This window comes from Streptomyces sp. NPDC052773, from assembly GCF_044547145.1.
In the GTDB taxonomy this organism is placed as follows: Bacteria; Actinomycetota; Actinomycetes; order Streptomycetales; family Streptomycetaceae; genus Streptomyces.
The window spans coordinates 49,887-75,972 of record NZ_JBITZX010000020.1; the positions used below are offsets into that span (position 1 = coordinate 49,887).

The window sequence follows — 26,086 nt, forward strand, 5'->3', positions numbered from 1 at the left end:
GGTGATCTTGCCCGCCCCTTGTTTTGTCGGTATTATTTTGTACGTGGGCCGGTCTCGGGGCATGTCTTTATCGTGTTTCGGTCGGGGGGGGGGGGGGGGCCCCCACCCCCCCCCCCCCCCCCCCCACTCCGCTTTTGCGTCCTCTGCGCGATGGGTAAGGTTAGGTTTGCCTCACCGATCACGGGGATGGCATCACGACTCGATCCCGGCGGGAGGTGAACCGCGTGTACGTCTGCTCTTGCTTCGGCGTCACCGAGCAGCAGGTGAAGCAGCACGCGGAGAACGGCGCCTGCACCCCTCGCCAGATAGCCTCCGCCTGCAAGGCGGGCACCGACTGCGGATCGTGCGTGCGCCGTATCCAGGCACTCCTGGGCCGGGGCTCCTGCCCCCGCCGCGACCTCGCCGACCAGGGCAAGCCGGTCCTCTCGGAGATCAGCGAAGCCGCCGCCTGACCCGCCCGCCCGGTCCGCCCGGCGTGATCCAGACGGCAGGCCCTAGCTCGGCTGCTCGATCTGCTGCGCGATGTACAGCGCCTCACCGATCTTGTCGATCAGCTCCAGCTGGGTGTCCAGGTAGTCGATGTGGTGCTCCTCGTCCTCGAGGATCGACTCGAAGAGGTTCGCCGACGTGATGTCGCCCTTCGCGCGCATCACCTCGATGCCCCGCTTGAGGCGGTCGATCGCCTCCACCTCGATCTGCCGGTCGGCCTGGAACATCTCGGTCACCGTCTGCCCGACCCGCACATGGAACAGGCGCTGGTAGTTCGGCAGCCCGTCCAGCATGAGGATGCGTTCGGTGATCTTGTCCGCGTGCTTCATCTCGTCGATGGACTCTTCACGCGTGTACTTGGCGAGCTTGGTCCAGCCTTTGTTGTCCTGGATCCGGTAGTGCAGCCAGTACTGGTTGATCGCCGTCAGCTCGCCGGTCAGCTGCTCGTTGAGGAATTCGAGGACCTCGGGGTCGCCCTGCATCGCAGAGGCTCCTTCCGCGCGGGGGAACTGGCAGGTTGCGCCGCATGATTGCACCGGCCGTCGAAGATCGTCCAGTAAGTGCGTACTTAGTAAGTAAGTGCATGCTTAGTGCTAGTTGCCCGTTTGTGGACCTGCCTGGTCATGTGCACCGGTCGGTGTCTGTCAGGATGGAGACATGGGTCATCCGGTGGAGCGCGAAACAGGAGAAGCAGCACGGTCCGAGCTTCCGCCGGGGCAGCGAGTGCAGCGCGGCTGGCCGGTCACGCACTACGGCCCGGTGCCCAAGTTCCGGCCCGAGCGCTGGGAGTTCAGGGTCTTCGGGGCCACCGCCGACGGCGAGAAGCACTGCTGGACCCACGAGGAGTTCACGGCCCTGCCGTACACCACGGTGGTGGCCGATCTGCACTGCGTGACGAAGTTCAGCATGCTGGGCGCGGAGTGGGGCGGAATCCCCGCGCGGACCATTCTGGAGATCGCTCCGCCCGCCGAGAACGTCACCCATGTGATGGTATGGGCGGAGTACGGCTTCAGCTCGAATCTGCGGCTGTCCGACTTCGCCGCCGAGCGCACGATCTTCGCCACCCACAAGGACGGCGAGCTGCTCACCGCCGAGCACGGCTTCCCGCTGCGCCTGGTCGTGCCGCACCTGTACGCCTGGAAGGGCCCCAAGTGGGTCCGCGGCGTGGAGTACATGACCGCCGACCGCCGCGGCTTCTGGGAGGAGCGCGGCTACCACAACATCGGCGACCCCTGGAAGGAACAGCGCTACTCCTACCAGGAGGAGCCCGGGGACGGCCCCGAGCTCTGACCGGCGCTTCTCCTCAGATCTCCCGCAGCTTCTTCAGCCGCTCCACGTCCGCCGCGTGCCCCTCCTTGCCGCCGGGCGTCTCGATGATCAGCGGGACGCCCTCGGTGGCGGGGTGCGTCATCAGCGCCCGGAACGGGTCCTCGCCGATGTGACCGGCGCCGATGTTCGCGTGCCGGTCCTTGTGCGCGCCGACGACGTCCTTGGAGTCGTTGGCGTGGATCAGTTTCAGCCGGCCCTCGCCGACCGTCTCCACCAGCAGATCGAGCGTCTGGTGCATCCCGCTCGGACCGGTCAGATCGTGCCCGGCGGCGAAGATGTGGCAGGTGTCCAGGCACACGCCCAGCTTCGGATGCGCGTCCAGCGCCTCGAAGTACGGCTCGAAGTCCCAGGTCCGCGAGCAGAGCGAGGAGCCCTGGCCGGCCGTCGACTCCAGCAGCAGGAACGGGTCGTCGTCGTGGGTCAGCTCGTCCAGCAGCGGCAGCATGTGCTCGCGCACCTGCTTCAGCGCCACCGACCGGTCCCGGCCACCGGTCGCGCTGCCGGTGTGCACCACCACACCGAGCGCGCCGATCTCCCGCCCGCGCCGCAGCGAGTGCCGCAGCGACTCCACCGACCGCTCCACGGTCGCCTCGGTGTGCGAGCCGAAGTTGATCAGATACGGCGCGTGGACGTACGCCGGGACCGACTCCGCCGCGCACGCCGCCCGGAACTCCTCGTCCTGCCGCGCGTTGCCGGCCGGGGTGGCCCAGCCCCGCGGGTTGGCCACGAAGACCTGCACGGTCTCGGCACCGATCTCGCGGGCGTACGACAGACCCACGGAGCTGAGGCCACCGGCCACGGGGACGTGGCTGCCGACGGGGTTGCGCGGGCGGCCGGGACGGTCGTGGGCGGAGCCGGGAAGATCGCGGAGGGAGCCGGGAAGTTCACTCTTCACCCGTTCAGGGTGTCATGGCGCTTCCCGCGCCCCTCGCCGCCGGGCGGCCGGTGTGAGCGACGCCTCGTCAGCGGATGGCCGGCGGAGGATCAGCGGATGGTGATCGTGATCGTCGAGCCCTCGGGCGCCCTCTCGCCGCCCGCCACCGACTGCTCCTCGACCGTGTCGCCGAACAGGCCCAGCAGGCCGCGGTCCTCGTCGACCTGGAAACCGGCGCCCTCCAGCTTGTCCTTCGCCTCGTCGACGCTGTCCCCGACCACGTCCGGGACCTCGATCATCACCGGGCCCTTGGACACCGTGAGGGTCACCGTGTCGCCCTCGGCGGCCCGGCCGTCGGCGCCCGGGGACTGCCGGGCCACCTGGCCCTGCTCGTACTCCGAGTGCACCTGCCGCTCGGCGACCCGGACCTTCAGCCCGGCCTCCTCGAGCCGCTCCCGCGCGTCGGCGAGGTCCTGCCCGACGACGTCCGGGACGTCGACCGGGCTGCCCTTGCTGACGGTGAGCGCGATCGCGGAGCCCGCCTTGCGCTCGGTGCCCGCGACCGGTTCGGTGCCGATCACGAAGCCCCGCTCCACGTCGTCGCTGAACCGCCGGGTGACCATGCCCGGCTCCAGGCCCTCGTCCTCGAGCACGTCCCGCGCCTTGTCCAGGCGGTAGCCCGCCAGGTTCGGCACCTTCACCGTCTGCGGGCCTCTGGAGACGGTCAGCGACACCGAGTCGTTCTGCCGTATGCGGCTGCCCGGCTCGGGGTCCGTGCTGATGATGGTGCCCCGCTTGACCGTGTCGCTGTAGGCCTGCTCGACGTCGCCGACCTCCAGACCGGCGTCGGTGAGCCGCTGCTCGGCCTGCTCCTGCGTCTTGCCCAGCACCGCGGGGACCCGGGTGAACTGCCCGGAGTTGATGTACCAGACGCCCGCGCCGAGGCCGAGCACCAGCAGGACGGCGGCGACGATCGTGACCACCGTGCGCGGCGGCCGGGGGCGGCGCCGGGGCGCCGGGGCGGGCGGACGCTCCAGTCGGCTGGTCCGGTCGACCGGCGGCGCGGTGTCCTCGTCGTCCCCGCCGACCGGCAGCAGGCGCAGGGGGGAGGTCAGCGCGCGCGGGATCACGCTCGTGCGGTCCTCCGCGTTGTCGTGCTCCGCCGCCAGCGCCTGCGGCGGGACCGCGTCGAGCTGGTCCACGCTCAGCGCGGCGCGGGCCTCGCGGGCCTGGGCGAGCAGCGCCACCGCGTCGTGCGGACGCATGTCCGGGGTGCGCGCGGTCGCCGAGGCGACCAGCTCGTCCAGCTCGTACGGCAGGCCCGGGACGGCCGCCGAGGGCGGCGGGACGTCCTCGTGGAGGTGCTGGTACAGCACCTGGGCCGGGGTCTCGCCGGTGTGCGGCTTGCCGCCCGTCAGCATCTCGTACAGCATCACGCCGCAGGCGTAGACGTCCACGCGGGGGTCGGCGGTGCCGTGCTCGATCTGCTCGGGGGCCAGGTAGGAGACCGTGCCGAGGACGGCGCCGGTGGTGCTGGTGACGGTGTCGACGGAGCGGACCAGTCCGAAGTCGGCGACCTTCACCCGGCCGTCGTCCCCTATGAGGACGTTCTCCGGCTTCATGTCCCGGTGCACGAACCCCGCGCGGTGCGCGGCGCCGAGCGCGGCCAGCACCGGCTCCAGGATGTCCAGCGCGGCCCGCGGCTGGAGCGCCCCGCGCTCGCGCAGCACGTCACGCAGGGTGCACCCGGCGACGTACTCCATGGCCAGATAGACGTACGACCCGTCGGTGCCCTGGTCGAAGACCTGCACCACGTTGGGGTGGGCCAGCCGGGCGACCGACTTGGCCTCCCGGATGAACCGGTCCACGAACGACGCGTCGGCCGCCAGCGTGGGGTGCATGACCTTCAGCGCGAGCACGCGGTCGAGGCGGGTGTCCACGGCCCGGTAGACCGTGGCCATCCCGCCGACCGCGATCCGCGCGTCGACGCGATAACGGCCGTCGAGCAGCTGCCCGACCAGAGGGTCCTGAAGGGTCGTGTCCACGCAGGTGAGTCTACGAGCCGCCACCGACACCGCCCGCCGCCTCAGGGGCCCCGGGGGCGGACTGCAGCAGAGCTGTGACCGTCCCCGGGGCCGTGCTGCTCAGCGCGGCCGGGCGGGCGCGAAGGCGGGCTCTCAGAACGCCGGGCGCTCCGGGTCGAGGTCGGCCCGGCCCTCCGTAGGGGAGGACGCCTCCGCGAAATGGCGGCGGGGGATACGGCCCGCGCGGTGGGCCAGCCGGCCCGCCTCGACCGCGTGCCGCATGGCCTCCGCCATCAGCACCGGCTGCTGGGCGCGGGTGACCGCCGAGGCGAGCATCACACCGGCGCAGCCCAGCTCCATGGCGAGCGCGGCGTCGGACGCCGTCCCGGCGCCCGCGTCCAGGATCACCGGTACGCGCGCGTGCTCGACGATCAGCTGGAAATTGTGCGGATTGCGGATGCCGAGCCCGGAGCCGATGGGGGAGCCGAGCGGCATGATCGCCGCGCAGCCCACGTCCTCCAGCCTGCGCGCCAGCACCGGGTCGTCGTTGGTGTACGGCAGCACGGTGAAGCCGTCGTCGACCAGTGTCTCCGCGGCCTCCAGCAGCTCGATCGGGTCCGGCAGCAGGGTGCGCTCGTCGGCGATGACCTCCAGCTTGATCAGGTCCGTGCCCAGCGCCTCCCGCGCCAGCCGCGCGGTGAGCACCGCCTCGCCGGCGGTGAAGCAGCCCGCGGTGTTCGGCAGCACCCGGATGCCCAGCTTGTCCAGCACGGACAGCACCGAGCCGTGCACGTCGGGGTTCACCCGCCGCATCGCGACCGTCGTCAGCTCGGTCCCGGACGCCACCAGGGCACGCTCCAGGACCTCCAGGCTGGGCGCGCCGCCGGTGCCCATGATCAGCCGGGACGTGAAGGTCGTACCACCGAGGACGAAGGGGTCGTCGGCCATGGGTCAGCCTCCTTGGACGGCGGTGAGGACTTCGACGCGGTCTCCGTCGGAGAGCGCGGTCGTCGCCCACTGTCCGCGCGGGACGACGGTTTCGTTGAGGGCGGCGGCCACGCCGGAGGGCGCCGCGGTGAGCGAGCGGACGACGGCGTCGAGCGCCGTGCCGGGCGCGACCTCGCGGGCCTCGCCGTTGACCGAGATGTTCATGCGGACTGCTCCGTGAGTGCGGGGTGCGAGGCATCGGGCCGCGTGAGCGCGGGCTGCTCCGCGGTCCCGGAGGTGAAACGCTTCGGCGTGAACGGGCGGGCCTCCTCGGGCAGTTCGCCGGTGGCCAGGGCGTGCGCCAGCGCGTCGCCGGTCACCGGGGTCAGCAGCACCCCGTTGCGGTAGTGGCCGGTGGCCAGCAGCAGCCCGTCCAGGTCGGTCGGGCCGAGCAGCGGCGCGTTGTCGGGGGAGCCGGGGCGCAGTCCCGCGCGGGTCTCCGTCAGCGGCAGCTCGGTGATGCCCGGCACCAGCTCGTGGGCGTCGCGCAGCAGCTCGTAGACGCCGCCCGCGGTCACGGTGGTGTCCCAGCCCAGCTCCTCGCTGGTCGCGCCGACCACCAGCTCGCCGTTCTCGCGCGGCACCAGGTAGACATGGCTGCCGCGGACCACGGCCCGCACGGTCCGGCTCAGGAACGGCGCGTACCGCGCGGGCACGGTCAGCCGCACCACCTGCCCCTTCACCGGCCGCACCGGCGGCACCACGGTGTCCGGGACGCCCGCCAGGCGCCCGCTGAGACTGCCGGCGGCGAGCACCACCTGCCCGGCGGCCAGCGCGGTGCCGTCCTCGGTGACCACGCCCGTGGCACGGTCCCGTACGACGGTGAGCCGCTCCGCGCGCACGCGGTGGAACACCACCCCGGAGCGCTCGCAGGCGGCGACCAGGGCGGCCGCGAGCCGCCGCGGGTCGATCTGGTGGTCGCCGTCGACCCGCAGGCCCCCGCGCACGCCGGGCGCGAGCATCGGCTCCAGGCGCCGGCACTCGCGCCCCGACAGCCACTCGGACTCGAGCCCCGACTCCCGTTGCAGGGTGTGCAGTTCGCGCAGGTGGGCGCGGTCGTCGGCGTCCAGGGCGACGGCGAGCGTGCCGCACCGGCGGTAGCCGAGGTCGTGCCCGGTGAGGTCGGTCAGCTCGGCCGCGAACTCCGGGTAGCGGCGCGCCGAGGCCAGGTTCAGGCCGAGCAGGGTCTCCTCGCCGTAGTGCAGTTCGGTGACGGCGGCGAGCATCCCGGCCGCCACCTGGGCGGCCCCGCCGCCCGGTTCGGGGTCCAGCACCGCCGTGGCGAATCCGCGCTGCGCGGCCCGCCAGGCCGTGACCAGACCGATGATCCCGCCCCCGACGACCAGAACGTCGGGGGCCGCTTCGGACGTGACGTCGGAGACGACGTCGGATGTGTCGGACGTACGCGACATGGGCGTCCAGCCCCTCCCTTCGCCGGCATGACCCGGATCAGGTTCGTACGGTCGGAGGCCGCCAGCCTCCCTCTCAGCCCGGTGCGTCCGGGCTCCCGCGAGTGCTTTACGTTGGCCACCCTAGCCCGACGCCGTATGTCTCAGTAAGGGAGCCTCCGCCCGTGGCCCGCCCGCCCCACCGATCCCTCGACGGTCTCGTCCTCGCTCCCGTCGCCGACCAGGCCCCCGGCCAGGTGGGCACCCGCACCCGGTTCCGCTACCACGAGCGGGACGGCGAGATCTGGGCCGACTACGAGGGCGGCGACATCGCGCGCGGGTATCTCGTCGGTACCCGGCGGGGCGACCGGCTGGACTTCCGGTACGTCCAGCTCAAGCACGACGGGACGACGTCCTGCGGGCACTGCGTGTCCCGGGTCGTGGAGCTGCCCGACGGGCGGGTGCGGCTGGAGGAGACCTGGGAGTGGGAGTCCCAGGAGGGCAGCGGGACCAGCGTTGTGGAGCAGGTCACGGCGCACGAGCGGTGACTGACGGAACGTCAGGTGTCTATGGTGACGTCTATGGTGATCAGGTGAGCGAGCAGACGCAGGAACGGGGCACGCGGGACCGGGAGGCGTCCGCACCGCGGCGGGTGGTCGTGGCGGGCGCCGGCATGGCCGGTGTGCAGACCGCGGTCGCCCTGCGGGAGCAGGGTTTCACCGGCACGGTGACGCTGATCGGCGCGGAGCCCCACCAGCCGTACGACCGGCCGCCGCTGTCCAAGGCCGTCCTGCTCGGCACGGCCGAGGGCTCCGCCTTCGACGTCGACTTCGAGGCGCTCGGCATCGAACTCCACCTCGGGCGCGAGGTGACGGGGGCGCGCCCCGCCGATCACGAGCTGGACACCGAGGCCGGGCCCGTGCCGTACGACGTGCTCGTCGTCGCCACGGGTGCCGAACCGATCCGGCTGCCGGGCGCCGAAGGGGTGCCGGGCGTGCATCTGCTGCGCACCCTGGACGACGCCGAACGGCTGCGGCCGGTGCTCGGCCGGCAGCACGACATCGTGGTCGTCGGCGCGGGCTGGATCGGCGCGGAGTTCGCCACGGCCGCGCGGGAGGCGGGCTGCGCGGTGACGGTCGTGGAGGCCGCGGACCGTCCCCTCGCGGGCGCGCTGCCCGCCGAGGTCGCGGCCCCGATGGCGGCCTGGTACGCCGACGCCGGCGCCGAACTGCGCACCCGCGCGCGTGTGGCGCGCGTCGAGCCCGGCGCGGTGGTCCTCGACGACGGGACACGGCTGCCCGCCGGGGCCGTCGTCGTCGGTATCGGCGCCCGCCCCGCCACCGCCTGGCTGACGGGCTCCGGCATCGAGCTGGGGGCCCAGGGGGAGGTCGTGGCGGACGCCCATCTGCGCACCTCCGCGCCGGACGTCTACGCCGTCGGCGACTGCGCGTCCTTCCCGTCCGCGCGGTACGGCGAGCGCCTGCTGGTCCACCACTGGGACAACGCCCTCCAAGGCCCCCGCACGGTCGCCGCGAACATCATCGGCGCCGCCACGGGCGAGGCCCCGGCGGTCTACGACCCGGTCCCGTACTTCTGGTCCGAGCAGTTCGGCCGCTTCGTCCAGTACGCCGGGCACCACGCGTCCGCCGACACCGTGCTGTGGCGCGGCGACCCCTCCGGCCCCGCCTGGACGGTCTGCTGGCTGCGCGAGCGGCGCCTGGTCGCGCTGCTGGCGGTCGGCCGTCCCCGCGACCTCGCCCAGGGCCGCCGCCTGATCGAGTCGGGCACGCCGATGCACCCGGAGCTGCTCACGGACCCGTCCCGGCCGCTGAAGTCGGCGACGGCGTAGAGCGGGGCGGCGGCGCGCGGGCGTGGTCCGAGGCGGTGGCGGGTCTGGTCCGAGGCGGTTGGCGGGCGTGGTCCGAGGCGGTTGGCGGGCGTGGTCCGAGGCGGTTGGCGGGCGTGGTCCGAGGCGGTTGGCGGGCGTGGTCCGAGAGGCGGTTGGCGGCGTGGTCCGAGGTGCCTGGCGGGCGTGGTCCGAGGTGCCTGGCGGGCCTCGTCCGAAGCGGTCGGTGGGCGCCGTCCGAAGCGGTCGGCGAACCTCGTCCGAGGGGATCGCGGGCGTTGCCCGAAGCGGGCCGCGGGCCTCGCCCGCAGCGACCGGCGGGCCTCGCCCGGGGCGTGGGCGGGCTCGCCGCCCACTCCGTCGGCCCTGCCGCGCCCGCCCTGGGTACCGACTGTCAGTCCGGGATGGCAGGCTTAGTGACGTGACCGAGATTGACGCAAAGATCGATGCTCTCGTCCCCGCCTGGCTCACCCTCCCCGACATCGCCGAAAAGCTCGGCGTCGAGGTGACGCGTGTGCGGCAGCTGGTCAAGGATGGCCAGCTCATCGCCGTACGCCGTGGTGAGAACCGCGCGCTGCACGTCCCCGCCGCCTTCATCGACGGGGACAAGGTCGTCAAGGGCCTGTCCGGGACCCTGACGCTCCTGCGGGACGACGGCTTCACGGACGAAGAGATGCTGGAGTGGCTCTTCACCCCCGACGACAGCCTGCCCGGCACCCCCGCGCAGGCTCTCAGCGAGAATCGCGGCACGGAGGTGAAGCGCCGGGCCCAGGCGCTCGCCGTCTGATCTGAGCACACCGAACACGCAAGTCCGAACAACCGTCCGGAGTACGGGCCGCGGCGCGCACGGGGCCACGGCCGTGGTTCACTGCGCCCGCGGCAGCCCGGCCGCGGCCCGTACGCCACCGACAACGGGGGGACACCCATGCCCGACACCGCCACCACCGCCCGTGCCCGCCTGGCCGGCGCCCGGCTCTACCTGTGCACGGACGCCCGCAAGCGCCAGGGCGACCTGCCCGAATTCCTGGACGCGGTCCTGGCCGGCGGTGTCGACATCGTGCAGCTGCGCGACAAGGGCATGGAGGCCGCCGAGGAACTGGAGCACCTGGAGGTCTTCGCCGACGCCTGCGCCCGGCACGGCAAGCTCCTCGCGGTCAACGACCGCGCGGACGTCGCCCACGCCGCCCGCGCCGACGTCCTCCACCTCGGGCAGGGCGACCTCCCGGTCCCTGCGGCCCGCGCCATCCTCGGCGCCGACGTCCTCATGGGCCGCTCCACGCACGCCGAGTCCGAGGCGGCCGCGGCCGCCGTCCAGGAGGGCGTGGACTACTTCTGCACCGGCCCGTGCTGGCCCACCCCCACCAAGCCCGGCCGCCACGCCCCCGGCCTCGACCTGGTCCGGTACACCGCCGCCCTGGGCACCGACCGCCCTTGGTTCGCCATCGGCGGCATCGACCTCGCCAACCTGGACCAGGTCCTGGACGGGGGCGCCCGCCGAGTGGTCGTGGTCCGCGCCATCACCGAGGCGGACGACCCGGGCGCGGCGGCGGCGGAGCTGGCGAAGCGGCTGCGGGACGCGTAGGGGCGGTTTTCCGTCGCGGTGTCCGCCGGTCTGTCCAAGGGGTGGACAGTAAAGCCACAAAACGGGCAAATCTCCTGACTCTGGTTGGGTGACCCCCGCCCCCTGGCTAACCTGCCCGTATGGCCCTCGGCACCGCATCCACCAGGTCGGACCACGCCCCGACCGTGCGCGACATGCTCGCGACCGGCAAGACGACGTACTCGTTCGAGTTCTACGCCCCGAAGACCCCGAAGGGCGAGCGGATGCTGTGGAACGCGCTGCGCCGGGTCGAGGCCGTGGCACCCGACTTCGTCTCCGTGACCTACGGCGCCGGCGGCTCCACCCGCGCCGGCACCGTCAAGGCGACGGAGGCCATCGCCTCGGACACCACCCTCACCCCGATCGCCCACCTCACCGCGGTCGACCACTCGGTGGCCGACCTGCGCAACATCATCGGCCAGTACGCCGACGCCGGGATCCGCAACATGCTGGCGCTGCGCGGCGACCCGCCCGGCGACCCGATGGGCGAGTGGGTGCCGCACCCCCAGGGCCTCACCTACGCCGCCGAGCTGGTCGAACTGATCAAGAACTCCGGCGACTTCTGCGTCGGCGTCGCGGCCTTCCCCGCGATGCACCCGCGCTCCACCGACTGGGACACCGACGTCCGCCACTTCGTCGACAAGTGCCGCGCGGGCGCCGACTACGCCATCACGCAGATGTTCTTCCACCCGGAGGACTATCTGCGGCTGCGCGACCGGGTCACCGCGGCCGGCTGCGACACGCCGATCATCCCCGAGGTCATGCCCATCGCGAGCGTGAAGACGCTGGAGCGGGTCCCGTCCCTGACCAACGCCGCCTTCCCGGCTGCTCTGAAAGAGCGGATCCTCACAGCAAAAGACAATCCCGCCGCTGTACGCTCCATTGGCATCGACTTCGCCACGGAGTTCTGCGCGCGGCTGCTGGCCGAGGGAGTGCCCGGACTGCACTTCATCACGCTCAACAACTCCACGGCGACGCTGGAAATCTACGAGAATCTGGGCCTGCACCACCCGCCGCAGGCCTAGACCGGTCGCACGGTCGTACGACACACTGCGTAGCGGCCACTGGGAGAGGGGCGTACATGGGCTGGACGGTCCTCTACATCGCGTTCGGCATCGTCGCGCTGTGGCTGCTCGGCGAAGTGCTGCTGCAGTACAAGGCACGACTGCGCTGGCGGCTGCTGGCGTTCGTCGGCTTCCTCGGTGTCGTCGTGGGTGTACTGATCCCGTCCGTCGTCGTGATCGGACTGGGTGCCGCCGCGTTCGCGGTCGGGCAGACCTACGTCACGCTGTCGTTCCGCCGCGGCTTCGCGGCCGGCTGGGCGGTCACCACCCGCCCGGTCCTCGGCGGCGGCAAGCGCAACCGCCGGGACCGCCAGGACCCCACCCTCGAGGTGTCCGACCTCCAGGCGGGCGAGTACGCCGACACCACGCAGCGTGACGAGGACGGCTCCTACGGCGACGACCCGGACCGCGACGACGTCTTCACCCCGGCCCGGCCCGCCACCGCCCCCACGGCCGCCGAGACCACCGCCGTCTACGAGCCGCAGCCGCTGCCCGACGAGACCGGCTCCTACGGCGTGTACGCCCAGGACCAGTACGCGGCCACCGCGCAGACCGCCGACCAGGGCTACGGCTACGACGGCTACGCCTACCCGCAGCAGTACGGCTACGACACAGCGGGCCAGCAGCAGTACGCCGCGTACTCCGACCCGTACATCGGCACCCAGACCTACAGCGGCGCCGCGTACGACCCCGCCTACGACACCCAGTACGGCCAGCAGGCCTACGCCCAGGACCAGTACACCGGGGGCTACGGCGGCGAGACCCCGTCCGGCGGGGTGTGGGTCCCGCAGCAGCGCACCACCGACGACCCGTACGGCGGCGACCTCCCGCCGGAGCAGCCGTACGGCTACCCGGGCGACGGCCAGGCGCAGGGTCAGGGTTACGACGAGCGGTACCGCTTCTGAGTGACGTGCTCCCCGGGGCTCACCGCGCGCCCCGGACCCGCCGCGGGCTCACTGCGAGCCGCGGAACTCCGGCCCCTCCACGATCAGACCGGCGACCAGCGCGCCCGACATCCCCGCGTGCGGCAGTCCGCCGCCCGGGTGCGACCAGCCGCCGACGGTGAACAGCCCCGCGACCCCCGTGAGGTTCCCCGGGTGCAGCAGCCGCCCCTCGCCGGCCGCCAGCGCCGGCGCCGGGACGGACCCGTCCGCCGCACCGGTCGCCTCGGCGATGCCGGCCGGGGTGCACAGCTCGTGCCACAGCAGCCGCTCCCGCAGCTCGGGCACGGCCCGCCCGGCTACCTCGATCATGCGCTCCGCGTGGAGGCGCAGCTCCTCGTCGGCGGCCCCCGCCGGGACGGTGGCCGTCAGGGTGACCGCCTCGTGGTCCGCGTCCGGGACCAGCTCCGGGTCGTCCGGCCGCAGCACGGTGACCGTCGGCTCGGCCTCCGCCCCGGGCCCGCCGTCGAACACGTAGGCCAACTCGGCCTCCCGGTCCCGCGGATGCACGACCGTCCGGTGCGCCGTCCCCTCCGGCCGGGCGCCGCGCAGCGCCAGCAGCACGGTGAGGCGGCTCGGCATGCCCTGCCGGGCCGGGACCTCGCCCGCGCGCCGGACCGGCAGCCCCTCGGCGACCCGGGCCAGCGTGACCGGGTCGACCCCGGCGACCACGAAGTCCGCGTCCGCCACCGCGCCCCCGGCCAGCTCCACGCCCACCGCGCGGCCGTCCTTCTCCAGCACCCGCGTGACCTCGGCGCCGAAGTGGAACTCGACCCGGCGGGCCAGGCAGCGGTCGTACACCGCGCGGGCCAGCTCGCGCAGGCCGCCGCGGACGTACCAGGTGCCGAAGGCGTGCTCCATGTACGGCAGGACCGCCGCGCTCGCCGGGGTCACGCGCGGGTCCAGGCCGTGCCCGAGGGCGTGGCTGTCCAGCAGGGCGGCCAGCCGGGCGTCGCGCAGCTCCCAGGCGCCGATCTCGGCGAGGGTGCCGGCCCGGCGGGTGCGCAGCAGCCGCTTGTGCGGGACCGCCGGATACGGCTCCTTCTCCGCCAGCACCGGCCAGTTCGGCCACAGGGGCTCCTCCAGCAGCGGCCGGCGGGTGCGGTCCCAGGCCTCGCGGGCCCGCACCAGGAAGTCGCCCCAGCGGTCGCCCGCGCCCGCCCCCAGCGCCTCGTCGAGCGCGGCGACCACGCCCGCGCGGGACGCGTTCGGCAGCGCGACCGCCGTGCCGTCCGGGAAGACATGGCGCGCCGAGGGGTCAACCTGGACCAGCTCGACGCACGCCTCCAGCGGCTCCTTGCCCGTCTTGACGAACAGGTCGCGGTAGACCGCGGGCAGGGGCAGGAGCCCCGGCCCGGTGTCGAAGGAGAAGCCGTCGCGCTCCCGCCGGCGCAGCGCGCCGCCGTACGTCTCCGTCCGCTCGTACACCGCCACCCGGTGGCCCGCGACGGCCAGCCGGGCGGCGGCCGCCATCGCGCCCATCCCGGCGCCGATCACCGCAATCCGTGCCATGCCTGCGACTTTATCGGCCACCACTGACAGTCACTCCGGCCGCACCCCCGTCCCGCCTGGGGGCGAACGCGCAGGGCTGAGTATCCGTACCTAGGTGCCGAGATGAGTACGCGCGCGGATGGGGAGCGGCCCGCGCGAACGAGAGAGTGGAGGCACGGAGGGAGGGCGCGGCTCCGGCACCGGCGACACGGGGCGCCGGAACGGAGCGGCCCTCGATCCGCTCCGTCCGCCGGCCCAGGTCGGCGGATGCGAGGCACGGGGGAACCCGGGGGACGACCGAAACGGGGGTCCGACGGGGGAACGTACGGGGGAAACGGGGGAACCGGAAGGCGCCGGTCCGAGCAGTGGCCCGCGGGGGACGCGGCCACGTCGGACCGGCGCTTTCGCCGTTCCGCGGCGCTCAGCGGCGGCCGCTCACCCGTCCCTGGAGCAGCCGGGACAGCGCCGCGTGGACGTCGTCGAGGGTGCGCTCCGGCTGGAAGGACTGCCAGTCCAGGGCGGCCACCAGGACCATGCCCACCAGCGCCGCCGCGGTCAGCGGGATGTCGATCTCCTCGGCCAGCTCACCGTTGTCCACGCCCGCGCGGAGCACGTCCTCGACCACCGCCACGACCTGTTGGCGCACCACCATGAGGGTGGACTGCCAGGCCCGGTTGGTGCGCCACAGCTCCGCCACGTACAGCTGGGTGAAGGCCGGGTACCGGGCGATGAAACCGAGCCCCGCGCGGATCATCGCGTCCAGCGCGTCGACCCGGGTGCCGCCGCCGCGCTCGGTCTGCTCCGCCGCCTCCTTCAGCGAGGCGGTGAGCAGGCCCACGCCGTGCCGCAGCAGCTCCTCGAAGAGGACCGACTTGCTGGCGAAGTTGTAGTACACGGTGCCCTTGGCGACCCCCGCCCGCTCGGCGATCTCGTCGACCGTGGTGGCCGAGAAGCCCTGCTCGGCGATGAGGGTCACGGCCGCCTCGTAGAGCTTCTGCCGGGTGGCCTCGCGGCGGGTGCTGCCGCCCGACGGGGCGCTGCTGCTTTCCATGGCCTTGATTGTCACAGGAACAGCCTCGTCGGACGGCACGGGAGGCGAGGTCACAGGCTCAGCTCCGGGTGGAGCTTGTCCAGCGTCCACACCTGGCGGCGGCGGGCGGACAGGGCGGTCAGCGCCAGCGCGCCCAGCGTGAAGGCCGCCAGCACGGCGCAGCCCTGCCAGACCGGCCCGAGTCCGCCGCCCGTGATGAGCCGGCGCAGCGCCTCCACGACGTAGGTCATCGGCAGCCACGGGTGGATCGCGTTGAAGAAGCCCGGACTGGTCTGCACGGGGTAGGTGCCGCCCGCCGAGGTCAGCTGGAGCATCAGCAGGGCCAGCACCAGGATCCGGCCGGCCGCCCCGAAGCGGGCGTTGAGCAGCTGCACGATCGCCGCGAAGCACCCGGCCACCAGGAACAGGAAGCCCACCGTCCCGGCCGCGCGGGCCATCTCCAGGCCCACCGCCCAGTGCAGCACCGCCATCAGCGCCGCCGTCTGCGCGACGCCGATCGCCAGCACCGGCAGCCAGCCCGCCAGGGCGATCCGCCAGGACGAGGCACCCGCGGCCAGCGCCCGCCGGTTCAGCGGCGGGATCACCATGTACGCCACCATCGCGCCGACCCACAGGGACAGCGGGATGAAGTACGGGGCGAAGCCGGTGCCGTAGTTCGGGGCCCGGTGCAGGGACTGCGAGGCGAGCTGCACCGGGTCCGCCATGACCTCGGTGCGCCGGTCGCGCTCCCGCTTGTCGTAGTCGGGGATCTTCTCCGCGCCGTCGTGCAGCCCGTTCGCCAGCTTGCCCGAGCCGTCGACCAGCTTGTACATGCCGCCGCTGAGGTCGTCCGCGCCCGTCTTCAGCTTCCCGACACCCTCGTCCAGGTCCACCGAGCCGGTCTTCGCGGTGCCGAGGCCCGAGTGGAGCTTCTCGGCGCCCGTGGCGACCTTCCCGGCGCCCGCGTTGAGCTGGTTGATCCGCTTGACCGCGTCGTCCAGGTCCTCGGACAGGTGCGGCGCGCGGTCGGCGAGCGCCTGGGCCTGCTTCTGGAGGGTGGCCAGGTGCTGGTCGAGCTTCTTCAGGTCGCTGTCGTGCTCGGTGACGAGCGTTTCCAGGTCACCGGCGACCGCCGCGACGTCGGTGGCGGCACCCTTGGCCAGCTTGAGGTCGGGGCACGCGGCGTCGGGCAGTACGGCCTCCTCGCAGCGGGTCTTGTGGACGCCGTCCAGGGTCTGGGAGGCCTCCCGCGCGCGCTTGGCCGCCGCCGGGGCCGTCTCGTCCAGGCTGCCGAGGTTCTCCCGGACGGTGCCGGCCGCGTCGGCGACGGCCTGGGCGGTGTCACCGATGAACTTCTCGTTGTCCTTGAGGAAGGGCCCGATCCGGCCGGCGAAGCCGTTGACCTTGTCGGCGAGCGTCTGGGTGCCCTCCGCGACCTTCTTGGAACCGTCCTCCAGGTCGCCCGCGCCCTTGTGGAGCTTCTTCAGGCCGGTGGCCAGGTCGCCGCTGCCGTCCTTGGCGTCCTTCAGACCGTCCGCCAGGTCCTTGGAGCCCTTCTCCGCCTTGCCGATCCCGCCCTTGAGCTTGTCGGCGCCGCTCGCGGCCTTCACCGTCTCGCCGTGGATGTCGGAGAACGAGATGAAGATCTTGTCCAGGAACGACCGCGACGCCTTGGTGGACGCCGCCGTGCGCACCTCGCTGAACACGGTCCGCGAGATCTGCCCGACGATGTAGTTGTTGGCGTCGTTGGTGCGCACCTGGAGGGCGCCCGTCTCGGGGGAGTCGCCGGAGCTGGAGGCGATCCGCGCGCTGAAGTCCTCCGGCATGGTCAGAGACAGGTAGTACCGGCCGTCCTCCACGCCCGCGCGGGCCTCCTCGGCGCTCACCTCGTGCCAGTCGAAGACCTCGCTCTCCCGCAGCCCCTCGACGATGTCGTCGCCCGCGCGGAGCTTCTTCCCGTCGGCCGTGGCCCCCTTGTCCTCGTTCACGAGCGCCACGGGGAGCCGGTCGAGCCGGCCGTACGGGTCCCAGAAGGACCACAGGTACAGCGCCCCGTACAGCAGCGGCAGCAGCAACAGCGCCACCAGGGCCGCGCGCGGCAGCTTGCCCCGCGCGAAGCGCCGCAGCTCAAGCCCGGCCAGTTTCGGCGACCGCATCGGCCGTCTCCTTCACCTCGTCGTCGGCCTCGTCCACTTCGGCGTCGTCTGCCGCGCCGGCGGCGTTCGCTGCGTCCTCGGGCTCGTCCGCTCCGTCGCCGGCGGGCTCACGCTCGGTCCCGTCGCCGGTCTCGTCGGCGGGGCCGGTGTCCTCGGCGCTCCGCTCCGCCCGCGTGGACACGACCACCGCGCCCTCGGGAGCCTCGCTGCACACCGCCAGCACCGTCGTCCCGGCGTCGGCGAGGGAGCGCAGCAGCGCCCACACCTCGGCCCGTTCGGCCTCCGACAGCTTCAGGTCGGTGTCGTCGACGGCGAGCAGCCGCGGACGCCCGATCAGCGCGAGAGCGACGGACAGCCGCAGCGCCTCCACCCGCTCCAGATCCCGTACGGCCGTCCGGGAGCCCTTGGGCAGGGCCGCCCGGTCCAGGCCGGCGGCCTCCAGGGCCGCGTCCACGCGCAGCGCCACCTCGTCGCGGCGCTCGCCGCGCAGCCGGAACAGCCCGCGCAGCGAGTCCCCGAACCGGCGCTGGAGCAGTACCCGCTCACGCAGGTGCTCGCCCACGGTCAGCGCCGGTTCGAGGTCGGTCACACCCGGCACGTGCGCGAGCGCGCTGACCCGGCGCAGCGCCGCCATCTGCTTCGGCAACCGGGCGTCGCCCACGACCGCCGAGCCCTCGGTGGCCTTCATACGCCCGGTCAGCGCGAGCAGCAGGCAGGTGCGGCCCGAGCCGGACGGCCCCTCGATCGCGATCAGTGAGCCGGGCTCCGCCTCGAGGCGCACCCCGCGGAACGCCCAGCCCCGCGGTCCCTTGACGCCGAAGTCCCGGGCACTGACGGCGAGTCCCCCCGCCGCACGGTCTCCCACAGCAGGTCCCCCACAGGTGAGCCGAATTTGAACTGACTGGTCAGTGCAAAAACTAGCCCGAACCTTCGATCGAGGCAAAACCGCAGGTCAGAACGGATTGTCAGTGGCATACCTCACGATGGGCACATACGGCACCCCGTATGCAGGGCGTGCCGTCACCCAGACGACAGGAGGTTCGTCATGGCCCACTCGTCCGCCGCCGCCCGTCGGCGCCGCACCACCGGCCCTGCCCCCTCACTGACCGGCCCCGCGAGCGATGTCCACCCCGTCCTGCGCCGGGCCGCGGCCCCGCCCGCCGCACTCGACCTGCTCGCCAAGGCCCGCGCCGGACTGCAAGAGGCCGCCGACCTCGAAACGCCGAACGAGCGCTACGCGACGGCCCACCTCGCCGCCCTGCGCACCGCCGCCGCCGTGCTGGCCGCCCGCGGCCGGCCCGAGTCCCACCCACGACGCCGGGCCCGCATCCGGAGCGCCTGGGAAGTGCTCCCCGAGATCGCGCCCGAGCTGACCGAGTGGAGCGCCCTGTTCGCCTCCGGCGCCCGCCGCCGTGCCCTCGCCGAGGCCGGCGTCCAGGGCGCGGCCAGCGGCCGGGACGCCGACGACCTGATACGGGACGTGGCGATGTTCCTCCGCCTCGTGGAGCGGATGCTCGTCCTCCAGCCGGTCCTCCCGCAGCCGCGCCCGGACGGGGAGGGGGACGCCCGGGGCCCGGGCCACCGGATGCCGGACGCGGGCTGACCGCGGCCGGGGCGACGAAGCGGCGCCGACGCACCGCGGTGACCCACAGACCACAGGCAGAGCATCCACGGCGACCGGCGCAGCACCCGGGGCGATACGGGTGACCAGGCAGGGCACCGGAGGCAATAGGGTGGAGGGCGCCTGAAGCCTTCCCCTCCGGCACCCCGGAGCCCGGAGGGCAGCCCGTTCGCCCCGCCCTGCGACAGGCGGTGCCGTGCCGAGGAGTCAACTGCCGTGTCGGACCCGATGCGACCCCGCGCTTCCCTCCGTACCGCCGTGGTCTGGGAGGTCCTCCAGGACGCCCTGGACCGCCGGGTCAAGGCCACGGGCCGGGAGTCGCTGGACGTCCTCGACACCGGGGGCGGCAGCGGGAAGTTCGCGGTGCCCGTCGCCCGCCTCGGCCACCGCGTCACCGTCGTCGACCCCAGCCCCAACGCGCTCTTCGCGCTGGAGCGCCGCGCCGCCGAGGCCGGTGTCGCCGACCGGGTACGCGGGGTGCAGGGCGACGCGCACGGCCTGTTCGACGTGGTCGAGCGCGACGGCTACGACGCGGTGCTCTGCCACGGGGTCCTGGAGTACGTCGACGACCCGGCCGAGGGCGTCCGCAACGCCGTCGCCGCCCTGCGCTCCGAGGGCGTGCTCAGCCTGCTCGCCGCCGGTCTCGGCGGCGCCGTGCTCGCCCGGGCCCTCGCCGGCCACTTCACCGAGGCCAAGCAGGCCCTCGACGACCCGAACGGCCGCTGGGGCACGGGTGATCCCATGCCGCGCCGCTTCACCGCCGAGCAGCTCACCGGACTGGTCGAGGACGCGGGCCTGCGCGTGGCCGCGGTGCACGGCGTCCGGGTCTTCGCCGACCTGGTCCCCGGCGTGCTCGTGGACACCGAGCCCGGTGCCGTGGACGCCCTGCTCCGGCTGGAGGCCGCCGCCGCCGAGCTGCCGGCCTTCCACGCCGTGGCCACACAGCTTCATGTGCTGGGAGAGACCCAGGTGGGCACCCGGGGCTGAAGGGACCGGAGGCGCCTCCTGTGACCCGTCGCTGATCAGGGCATTGGTTGCGGATGGAGTACGCCACAGGCCCCCCGATCGGGCGGTTCCCGCCGTATGATCGAGGGAGACCGCTCGGCATGACGGGTCGGCGACTGGGGAATGCAAGCCTCAGCGAGCCGGGACGACCATGACGGAATCCGGTTGGCCAATTGGCGTAGAGGGGCGGGTTTCACGGGGGCGATTCCCTGCCTATCCTGAAGGGACCCCCCGAGTCGCCCCGGCGACTGCACGATGAGGAGGACTCCGTGCCGCTCTCAGAGCACGAGCAGCGCATGCTCGAGCAGATGGAGCGAGCGCTGTACGCCGAAGATCCCAAGTTCGCGACAGCGCTTGAGGGAAGCGGGCTGCGTACGTACACCCGGCGACGGGTCTACCAGGCGGTCGCGGGCTTCCTCGTTGGTATCGCGCTCCTCATGGCCGGAATGGTCGCCAAGCAGGTCTGGCTCAGTGTGGTGGGTTTCCTCGTCATGCTGGGTTGCGCGGTGCTCGCCGTGACCGGTTGGCGCAAGGCGCCCCGTCCGGGTGAGCAGCCCGGCGGCGGTCCGCCCGCCCGCCATCAGGGACGTCAGCGGCGCTCGATGATGGATCGCATCGAACAGCGCTGGCAGCGACGCCGCGACGAGCAGCAGGGCCACTGAGCCGCTCCTCCGCTCCACTGACGTAGACATGCGTGAGGGGGCTGCCACCCGCCGGGTGGCAGCCCCCTCACGCATGTGTGCCCCTCACGCCTGCTCAGGCATGTGTGCACCCTCCCGCACGGCGGACGGCCCCGGCGCCGGGAGGTGACCCTCCGGACGCCGGGCCGTCCGAGCCTCGGCACGCAGGCACGCAGGCACGCAGGCACGCGGGCGCGCAGGCGCGCAGGCACGCAGGCACGCGGGCGCGCAGGCGCGCAGGCACGCGGGCGCGCAGGCACGCAGGCACGCAGGCACGCAGGCACGCAGGCGCGCGGCCTGCGCCCGCCGGTGACCGTGCCTGCGCCCGCCGGTGACCGTGCCTGCGCCCGCCGGTGACCGTGCCGGCGCCCGCCGGTGACCGTGCCGGCGCCCGCCGGTGGACCGTCGCCGCCGCACCCCGGTGGGCCGCTCCCGCACCCCGGTGGGCCGCTCCCGCACCCCGGTGGGCCGCCCGCGGCCCACCGACAGCCGTCCCCGCCCTCAGCCGCTCTGCTGCTCCGACGGCCGGCGCAGCAGCGCCGCCCAGCGGGTCGTCCAGCGCGCCCGGAAGGCCGCCCAGCGGTCCGCCGCGTCCCACAGCGCGCGGCGGGCGGAGCGCGGTGCGAGTACCGCGCGCACCCGGGTGCGCCGGCCGGCCCCGGACCGCAGCGCCGCCCGCACCCGGCGCACCTCGGCGGCCAGCCCGGTCGTCGCCTGCGGCCGGGGCGCGAACAGCACCTGCTCGACCCCGCCGGCGACCCGGTGCACCGCCTCGGCGGCGGCCTCGTCCAACTGTCCGAGCCGTACGATCCGCGCCGCCGCCTTGCGCGGGGTGAGCGCGTCGTCCGGCGCGATGCCGTAGTCCCACGCGGTGTCCGTCAGCTCCCGCCAGACGGCGAGCACGTGCCCTGCGGCCACCTCGGCAGCCCGCCGCTCCGCCTCGCCGGGCAGGGCCTCCACCTCGATGCCGTCGGTGCGCCCCTCGGCACCCCGGCCGCCGCGGTCCCGGCCCCTGCCGAGCAGCCCGGGCGCGCCGGACGGGGCGTGCAGCGTCGAGGCCAGCCGTACCGACCGCCGCCTGAGCCGCCACAGCATGGGCAGCAGCGGCAGTACGACCACCACGGCCGCGAGCCCCACCCAGAGCGCCGTCCGGTACCAGGGCCGGCTCTCCTCGTCCGGGCTGCCCAGGTCCACCGGGAGCACCGCGCCGCACTCCTGGAGCCGCTTCTGCTCCGGCGTGCAGCTGGTGCTCGTCGACGGCTCGGCCGCGGGCGCCTCGGCCGTGGGCCGGGACGTCTCCGGCAGCTCGGGCACGCTGCTGCCCGGGATCTCCGGCACGGTGTACGACGGGGTGGTGCCCCGGTTCGGGGTCGGCTCGAAGCGGGTCCAGCCCACGCCCTCGAAGTACAGCTCCGGCCAGGCGTGCGCGTCCCGCAGCCCCACCGACACGGTGCCGTCCGCCTGCGGGGTGCCGGGCGCGAAGCCCACCGCGACCCGGGCGGGGATGCCCAGGGTGCGGGCCATCGACGCCATCGCGAACGAGAAGTGGACGCAGAAGCCCTGCTTGTCCCGCAGGAACCGGGCGATCGCCCCCGAGCCGCTGCCCACGTCGACCTCGGTGTCGTACTCGAAGCCGCCGTTCAGCGCGAAGTACTCCTGGAGCTTCACCGCCTGCTCGTACGGGTTCGCCGCGCCCTCGGTGACCTCGCGGGCGGTGCGGGCGACCACATCCGGCAGGGAGTCCGGCAGCTCGGTGAACTCGCGCCGGAGGGCCGGCGGCGGCGCCGGGGCGTCGGCGAGCTGCCGCGCCGTCGGCTGGACGTCGAGGCTGGTCACCGTGTACTGGGCACCGCGCGTGTTCTGGCCGTGGTCGCCGACGAGGGTCATCCCCACCGGCTCGTACCGCCAGTTGCCGTCGATGTCCACGCCGCTCGGCGGGTACGGCATCGGCAGCCAGTCCTGGGCGTACCAGTCCGCCGCCGCGATCCGCGTCCGGATCTCCGAGCGCCGCACGTCCGGGCCGAGGCCCTGCGGGGTCGGGAACTCGTCCGGCACCGTGACGATGTCGCGCCGGGACGGCTTCCAGGTGGTGCCGTCGAAGTCGTCCAGGGAGACGATCCGCAGATACAGGTTGGAGAGGCTGCTGGTCTCGGTGCGCAGGGACAGGACCTGGCGGTCCTCGTCCACGTTCAGGCTGTCGCGCAGTGACACCAGCGGGTTCACCGCGGAGATCGTGCCGCCGCCCCCGGTGCCGGTGCCGACCCCGGCTCCGGCGCCGTCCAGCAGTCCACCGCTCATCGCGGGCAGGCCCAGCGGCACCACCAGGGCGACGCCGAGCGCCACCGCGCCGATCCGCCGCCCGGTGCGCACCGGGGCCACCGCCGCGGGCTCCCCGCCCGGCGTGCGCGGCGCCCCGCCGAAGACCTGCCCCCACTGCGACAGCCGCTCCCGCCCCTCGGCGAGCAGCATCATCAGATAGCCGACCGCGGCGATCAGGAACCACAGCCAGTCGGCCCCGCCGTCGGCCAGCCCCGCGGCCACCGAGTACAGCGCGAGCAGCGGCAGCCCGGCCGGGGCGGCGCTGCGGAAGGTCACCGCGACGGCGTCCACGGCCAGCCCGATCAGCAGCACCCCGCCGATCAGCATCAGCCGGATGCCGTCGGTCAGCGGCGCCGGGATGGCGTACCGCGACACGTCGTCCGTGCCCTGCTGGAACAGGTCGGCGAACCGGGCGAACGCCTCCGGTCCCGGGACCAGCCCGGCCAGGGCCTGCTCGCGGGCGAAGACCAGGGTGAGCAGCAGCAGGGTGACCAGGAGCTGCGCCGCCACGGTCAGCGGCCGGGCCAGCGGCACCCGGCGGGCCGCGGCGCCGACGGACGTCTGGATCACCAGCAGGATGGCCGCCTGGAGGAACCAGGTGGCCGGGTCGACCAGCGGCAGCAGAGCGCACGCGGCCATCAGCGTGGCCGCCGCCGCGCAGACCGCCATCCGGGCCCGCCCGCTCATCACCGCGCCTCCCCGCCGCTCGCGCCGCCCGGGCCCGGGCCGCTCGCCGCGACCACGCCGCCGCGCTCCCGGTCCGCCTGCCGCCACATGTCGTTCAGCGTCGCCCCGCGCGGGACGCGCACCGCGGTCCAGCCGGCCTCGCGCAGCATCCGCAGCCGCTCCTCACCCCGGTTCACCGGACCGGTCGGCGCCTCGTGCGGCTCCCGCCCCCAGACCTCGCTGTCCAGCAGGAACGCGACGGCGGCCCCGCTGCGCTGACGCATCCGCGCGGCCATCGCGGCCTGCTCCTCGTCGAGGTCGCCGAAGAAGGCGAAGAGCAGCCCCTCGTTCCCGCCGCGCAGCACGTCGTACGCGCGCGAGAGCCCCGAGCCGTCCGAGTGGTCGATCACGGCGAGGGTGTCCATCATCAGCCCGGCCGCGTCCGCCGACTCCTGGCCGGCGCCCGCGAACCCGTCGGCGCCCTCGCCGGGCACCGAGCTGCCGGTGTCCGTGAGCAGCCGCACCGAGAAGCCTCGTTCGAGCATGTGCACCAGTACCGACGCGGCGCCCGACACGGCCCACTCGAACGCCGAGTCCGGCCCCGCGCCCCGGAAGGCGCCGCCGCGCGTGTCCAGCAGCACCGTGCAGCGGGCGCGCTGCGGCTGCTCCTCGCGGCGCACCATCAGCTCGCCGTAGCGGGCGGTGGAGCGCCAGTGCACGCGGCGCAGGTCGTCGCCGTAGCGGTACCCGCGCGGGATCACGTCGTCCTCACCGGCCAGCGCCAGGGAGCGCAGCCGTCCGTCGCCGTACCCCTTGGCCTCGCCGGTCAGCCGCACCGGCGGCAGGGCCTCCACGCGCGGGATGACGGTGAGGGTGTCGTACGCAGAGAAGGCGCGGGTCAGCTCGCACATCCCGAACGGGTCGGTCAGGCGCAGCTGGAGCGGGCCCAGCGGATAGCGGCCGCGCAGGTCGGAGCGGACCCGGTAGGACACCTCGCGGCGCCCGCCCGGCTCCACCCGGTCCAGCACGAACCGGGGGCGCGGGCCGAGCACGTACGGGACCCGGTCCTGGAGCATGAGCAGGCCGGTGGGCAGGCGGGAGACGTTGTCGACGCGCAGCTGGACCCGGGCCTCGCTGCCGGCGGGCACGCGCGCGGGGGAGAGGCGGCGGCTGCCCGCGACCCGGTAGCGGGTGCGGTACAGCACGGTCGCGCACACCAGCGGCAGCACGGCGAGCAGCAGCCCGACGCGCAGCAGATCGCTCTGCCCGAGGACGTACGCGCAGATCGCCGCCGCCACGCCGGCGGCCAGGAAGGAGCGCCCGCGGGTGGTCAGGCCGGCGAGGGCGGTGCGCAGCCCGCCCCCCTCGCCCTCCGGCTGCCCGGGCCGGGCCTGCCGCACCGCCCCCGTGGTCATCAGAGCCTCCGGGGCGGCTGCTGGCCGAAGGCGGGCGCGCCGCGGCCCAGGCCGTAGGCGTTCTGCTGGGGCGCGGCGGGCACCGGGGTGCGCTGGAGGATCTCCTGGACCACCTGCTCCGAGGTGCGCCGGTTCAGCTGGGCCTGGGCGGTGGGCAGCAGCCGGTGGGCGAGCACGGGCACGGCGAGCGCCTGCACGTCGTCCGGCAGCGCGTACTCCCGGCCGCTGAGGGCGGCGGACGCCTTGGCGGCGCGCAGCAGGTGCAGCGTGGCACGCGGCGAGGCGCCGAGTCTGAGGTCGGGGTGGACTCGGGTGGCGGCGACCAGGTCCACCGCGTACCGCCGGACGGTGTCCGCGACGTGGACACCGCGCACGGCCTCGATCAGCTTCACGATCTCGTGCGCGTGGGCCACCGGCTGGAGGTCGTCCAGCGGGTTGACCCCGCCGTGCACGTCCAGCATCTGCAGCTCGGCCTCGGGGCTGGGATAGCCGATGGAGACCCGGGCCATGAAGCGGTCGCGCTGGGCCTCGGGCAGCGGGTAGGTGCCCTCCATCTCGACCGGGTTCTGGGTGGCCACCACCATGAACGGGCTGGGCAGCTCGTAGCTCTGCCCGTCGATGGTGACCTGGCGCTCCTCCATGGACTCCAGGAGCGCCGACTGGGTCTTCGGCGAGGCGCGGTTGATCTCGTCGCCGATCACGATCTGCGCGAAGATCGCGCCCGGCTTGAACTCGAAGTCCCGGCGCTGCTGGTCCCAGATGGACACGCCGGTGATGTCCGACGGGAGCAGGTCGGGCGTGAACTGGATGCGCCGCACCGAGCAGTCGATGGAGCGCGCGAGCGTCTTGGCGAGCATCGTCTTGCCGACGCCGGGGACGTCCTCGATGAGCAGGTGCCCCTCGGCGAGGAGCACCGTCAGCGAGAGCCGTACGACCTCGGGCTTGCCCTCGATCACGCCCTCCACCGACCCCCGCACGCGCTCCACCACGGCGGTCAGATCAGTGAGGCTCGCTCGATCGTCATAGGTCGTCACCCGGCCCTCCTCGGCCCCGTTCTCCCGGGCCGACGCTCTGGTTCGCGCGACCGGCCCACCCCGAAACACGGACACCACGCGGGAAAAGTTCCGCGCGACGCCACGACCGCATTCTTGTTGCCGTTAC

The 26,086-nt window shown here is 73.8% G+C and carries 24 protein-coding genes and 1 riboswitch; of the genes, 11 read left to right on the plus strand and 13 right to left on the minus strand.

All coding sequences use genetic code 11. The annotated features are described in order from the left end of the window. Positions 1-215 precede the first annotated feature (215 nt). A complete protein-coding gene (locus ACIG0D_RS32170; RefSeq protein WP_365764156.1) occupies positions 216-452 on the plus strand; it encodes a (2Fe-2S)-binding protein in 237 nt (78 codons plus the stop codon). A 42-nt stretch (positions 453-494) separates the two neighbouring features. Here the strand turns inward: ACIG0D_RS32170 and bfr are convergent, their stop codons facing one another. Continuing rightward, positions 495-971 carry a bacterioferritin gene (gene bfr / locus ACIG0D_RS32175; RefSeq protein ID WP_399808069.1) on the minus strand — a complete coding sequence of 159 codons (477 nt, stop codon included), beginning with the start codon at positions 969-971 and terminating at the stop codon, positions 495-497. 175 nt (positions 972-1,146) lie between these two features. Between bfr and ACIG0D_RS32180 the strand changes: the two genes are divergently transcribed. Further along, on the plus strand, positions 1,147-1,779 hold the full coding sequence (locus ACIG0D_RS32180; protein WP_365764160.1) for a sulfite oxidase-like oxidoreductase: 633 nt from the start codon (positions 1,147-1,149) through the stop codon (positions 1,777-1,779). A gap of 13 nt (positions 1,780-1,792) precedes the next feature. Here the strand turns inward: ACIG0D_RS32180 and ACIG0D_RS32185 are convergent, their stop codons facing one another. The 5 genes from ACIG0D_RS32185 to thiO form a co-directional block, all read right to left on the minus strand. Then, a complete protein-coding gene (locus tag ACIG0D_RS32185) occupies positions 1,793-2,713 on the minus strand; it encodes a deoxyribonuclease IV (RefSeq protein ID WP_399808073.1) in 921 nt (306 codons plus the stop codon). 89 nt (positions 2,714-2,802) lie between these two features. After that, the gene (gene pknB, locus ACIG0D_RS32190; RefSeq protein ID WP_399808076.1) at positions 2,803-4,737 is read right to left on the minus strand and encodes a Stk1 family PASTA domain-containing Ser/Thr kinase; all 1,935 of its coding nucleotides are present in this window, start codon (positions 4,735-4,737) and stop codon (positions 2,803-2,805) included. A 132-nt stretch (positions 4,738-4,869) separates the two neighbouring features. Next, complete coding sequence (locus ACIG0D_RS32195; protein ID WP_365764166.1) at positions 4,870-5,664, minus strand: thiazole synthase; 795 nt, start codon at positions 5,662-5,664, stop codon at positions 4,870-4,872. Between the two features lie 3 nt (positions 5,665-5,667). Beyond that, on the minus strand, positions 5,668-5,868 hold the full coding sequence (gene thiS, locus ACIG0D_RS32200) for a sulfur carrier protein ThiS (protein ID WP_365764168.1): 201 nt from the start codon (positions 5,866-5,868) through the stop codon (positions 5,668-5,670). Beyond that, the gene (gene thiO, locus ACIG0D_RS32205; RefSeq protein ID WP_399808080.1) at positions 5,865-7,115 is read right to left on the minus strand and encodes a glycine oxidase ThiO; all 1,251 of its coding nucleotides are present in this window, start codon (positions 7,113-7,115) and stop codon (positions 5,865-5,867) included. Before thiO ends, thiS begins: the two co-directional genes overlap by 4 nt. Continuing rightward, positions 7,113-7,224, minus strand: a riboswitch (TPP riboswitch). (Overlaps the previous gene by 3 nt.) Before the next feature lie 52 nt (positions 7,225-7,276). Here thiO and ACIG0D_RS32210 point away from each other — a divergent pair. The 6 genes from ACIG0D_RS32210 (at position 7,277) to ACIG0D_RS32235 (ending at position 12,506) form a co-directional block, all read left to right on the plus strand. Beyond that, positions 7,277-7,639: a hypothetical protein gene (locus ACIG0D_RS32210; RefSeq protein WP_399808083.1), complete on the plus strand. Its 363-nt coding sequence runs from the start codon at positions 7,277-7,279 to the stop codon at positions 7,637-7,639. 44 nt (positions 7,640-7,683) lie between these two features. Next, the gene (locus ACIG0D_RS32215) at positions 7,684-8,940 is read left to right on the plus strand and encodes an NAD(P)/FAD-dependent oxidoreductase (protein ID WP_399808086.1); all 1,257 of its coding nucleotides are present in this window, start codon (positions 7,684-7,686) and stop codon (positions 8,938-8,940) included. Positions 8,941-9,358: 418 nt separating this feature from the next. Further along, a complete protein-coding gene (locus ACIG0D_RS32220) occupies positions 9,359-9,724 on the plus strand; it encodes an Rv2175c family DNA-binding protein (RefSeq protein WP_165999052.1) in 366 nt (121 codons plus the stop codon). Between the two features lie 138 nt (positions 9,725-9,862). Continuing rightward, positions 9,863-10,519, plus strand: a complete 657-nt coding sequence (gene thiE, locus ACIG0D_RS32225) for a thiamine phosphate synthase (RefSeq protein WP_399808089.1) — start codon at positions 9,863-9,865, stop codon at positions 10,517-10,519. A gap of 119 nt (positions 10,520-10,638) precedes the next feature. Beyond that, positions 10,639-11,562, plus strand: coding sequence for a methylenetetrahydrofolate reductase [NAD(P)H] (gene metF, locus ACIG0D_RS32230; protein WP_365764179.1), 924 nt, complete (start codon positions 10,639-10,641; stop codon positions 11,560-11,562). 56 nt (positions 11,563-11,618) lie between these two features. Further along, the gene (locus tag ACIG0D_RS32235; protein ID WP_399808092.1) at positions 11,619-12,506 is read left to right on the plus strand and encodes a hypothetical protein; all 888 of its coding nucleotides are present in this window, start codon (positions 11,619-11,621) and stop codon (positions 12,504-12,506) included. A 48-nt stretch (positions 12,507-12,554) separates the two neighbouring features. Here the strand turns inward: ACIG0D_RS32235 and ACIG0D_RS32240 are convergent, their stop codons facing one another. From ACIG0D_RS32240 to ACIG0D_RS32255, 4 genes are all read right to left on the minus strand, one after another. Beyond that, the gene (locus tag ACIG0D_RS32240) at positions 12,555-14,054 is read right to left on the minus strand and encodes a phytoene desaturase family protein (protein WP_399808095.1); all 1,500 of its coding nucleotides are present in this window, start codon (positions 14,052-14,054) and stop codon (positions 12,555-12,557) included. 400 nt (positions 14,055-14,454) lie between these two features. Beyond that, on the minus strand, positions 14,455-15,084 hold the full coding sequence (locus tag ACIG0D_RS32245; protein WP_399808097.1) for a TetR/AcrR family transcriptional regulator: 630 nt from the start codon (positions 15,082-15,084) through the stop codon (positions 14,455-14,457). Positions 15,085-15,134: 50 nt separating this feature from the next. After that, positions 15,135-17,219 (minus strand): YhgE/Pip family protein, encoded by a 2,085-nt coding sequence (locus ACIG0D_RS32250; RefSeq protein ID WP_399808100.1) that lies wholly within the window; start codon positions 17,217-17,219, stop codon positions 15,135-15,137. After that, positions 17,191-18,084, minus strand: a complete 894-nt coding sequence (locus tag ACIG0D_RS32255) for an ATP-binding cassette domain-containing protein (RefSeq protein ID WP_399808103.1) — start codon at positions 18,082-18,084, stop codon at positions 17,191-17,193. Before ACIG0D_RS32255 ends, ACIG0D_RS32250 begins: the two co-directional genes overlap by 29 nt. Before the next feature lie 180 nt (positions 18,085-18,264). On the opposite strand from ACIG0D_RS32255, the gene ACIG0D_RS32260 reads away from it, so the two are divergent. From ACIG0D_RS32260 to ACIG0D_RS32270, 3 genes are all read left to right on the plus strand, one after another. Next, a complete protein-coding gene (locus ACIG0D_RS32260) occupies positions 18,265-18,822 on the plus strand; it encodes an SAV_6107 family HEPN domain-containing protein (RefSeq protein WP_399808106.1) in 558 nt (185 codons plus the stop codon). 234 nt (positions 18,823-19,056) lie between these two features. Then, positions 19,057-19,827: a methyltransferase gene (locus ACIG0D_RS32265; RefSeq protein ID WP_399808108.1), complete on the plus strand. Its 771-nt coding sequence runs from the start codon at positions 19,057-19,059 to the stop codon at positions 19,825-19,827. A 287-nt stretch (positions 19,828-20,114) separates the two neighbouring features. After that, positions 20,115-20,507, plus strand: coding sequence for a DUF3040 domain-containing protein (locus ACIG0D_RS32270; protein ID WP_399808111.1), 393 nt, complete (start codon positions 20,115-20,117; stop codon positions 20,505-20,507). Positions 20,508-21,026: 519 nt separating this feature from the next. Here the strand turns inward: ACIG0D_RS32270 and ACIG0D_RS32275 are convergent. The 3 genes from ACIG0D_RS32275 to ACIG0D_RS32285 are packed head-to-tail and all read right to left on the minus strand — an operon-like array spanning position 21,027 to position 25,959. Further along, a complete protein-coding gene (locus ACIG0D_RS32275; RefSeq protein WP_399808114.1) occupies positions 21,027-23,531 on the minus strand; it encodes a DUF3488 and DUF4129 domain-containing transglutaminase family protein in 2,505 nt (834 codons plus the stop codon). Beyond that, positions 23,531-24,925, minus strand: coding sequence for a DUF58 domain-containing protein (locus tag ACIG0D_RS32280; RefSeq protein WP_399808117.1), 1,395 nt, complete (start codon positions 24,923-24,925; stop codon positions 23,531-23,533). The genes ACIG0D_RS32275 and ACIG0D_RS32280 overlap by 1 nt, the downstream gene beginning before the upstream one ends. Further along, the gene (locus tag ACIG0D_RS32285) at positions 24,925-25,959 is read right to left on the minus strand and encodes an AAA family ATPase (RefSeq protein WP_399808120.1); all 1,035 of its coding nucleotides are present in this window, start codon (positions 25,957-25,959) and stop codon (positions 24,925-24,927) included. Before ACIG0D_RS32285 ends, ACIG0D_RS32280 begins: the two co-directional genes overlap by 1 nt. Positions 25,960-26,086: the final 127 nt, after the last annotated feature.

Bases quoted from the DNA above. Each gene is read 5' to 3' on its own strand.
- bfr (WP_399808069.1), bottom strand. From the start codon at position 971: ATGCAGGGCGACCCCGAGGTCCTCGAATTCCTCAACGAGCAGCTGACC.
- ACIG0D_RS32180 (WP_365764160.1), top strand. From the start codon at position 1,147: ATGGGTCATCCGGTGGAGCGCGAAACAGGAGAAGCAGCACGGTCCGAG.
- ACIG0D_RS32195 (WP_365764166.1), bottom strand. From the start codon at position 5,664: ATGGCCGACGACCCCTTCGTCCTCGGTGGTACGACCTTCACGTCCCGG.
- thiS (WP_365764168.1), bottom strand. From the start codon at position 5,868: ATGAACATCTCGGTCAACGGCGAGGCCCGCGAGGTCGCGCCCGGCACG.
- thiO (WP_399808080.1), bottom strand. From the start codon at position 7,115: ATGTCGCGTACGTCCGACACATCCGACGTCGTCTCCGACGTCACGTCC.
- thiE (WP_399808089.1), top strand. From the start codon at position 9,863: ATGCCCGACACCGCCACCACCGCCCGTGCCCGCCTGGCCGGCGCCCGG.
- metF (WP_365764179.1), top strand. From the start codon at position 10,639: ATGGCCCTCGGCACCGCATCCACCAGGTCGGACCACGCCCCGACCGTG.
- ACIG0D_RS32235 (WP_399808092.1), top strand. From the start codon at position 11,619: ATGGGCTGGACGGTCCTCTACATCGCGTTCGGCATCGTCGCGCTGTGG.
- ACIG0D_RS32240 (WP_399808095.1), bottom strand. From the start codon at position 14,054: ATGGCACGGATTGCGGTGATCGGCGCCGGGATGGGCGCGATGGCGGCC.
- ACIG0D_RS32245 (WP_399808097.1), bottom strand. From the start codon at position 15,084: ATGGAAAGCAGCAGCGCCCCGTCGGGCGGCAGCACCCGCCGCGAGGCC.
- ACIG0D_RS32250 (WP_399808100.1), bottom strand. From the start codon at position 17,219: ATGCGGTCGCCGAAACTGGCCGGGCTTGAGCTGCGGCGCTTCGCGCGG.
- ACIG0D_RS32260 (WP_399808106.1), top strand. From the start codon at position 18,265: ATGGCCCACTCGTCCGCCGCCGCCCGTCGGCGCCGCACCACCGGCCCT.
- ACIG0D_RS32275 (WP_399808114.1), bottom strand. From the start codon at position 23,531: ATGAGCGGGCGGGCCCGGATGGCGGTCTGCGCGGCGGCGGCCACGCTG.
- ACIG0D_RS32280 (WP_399808117.1), bottom strand. From the start codon at position 24,925: ATGACCACGGGGGCGGTGCGGCAGGCCCGGCCCGGGCAGCCGGAGGGC.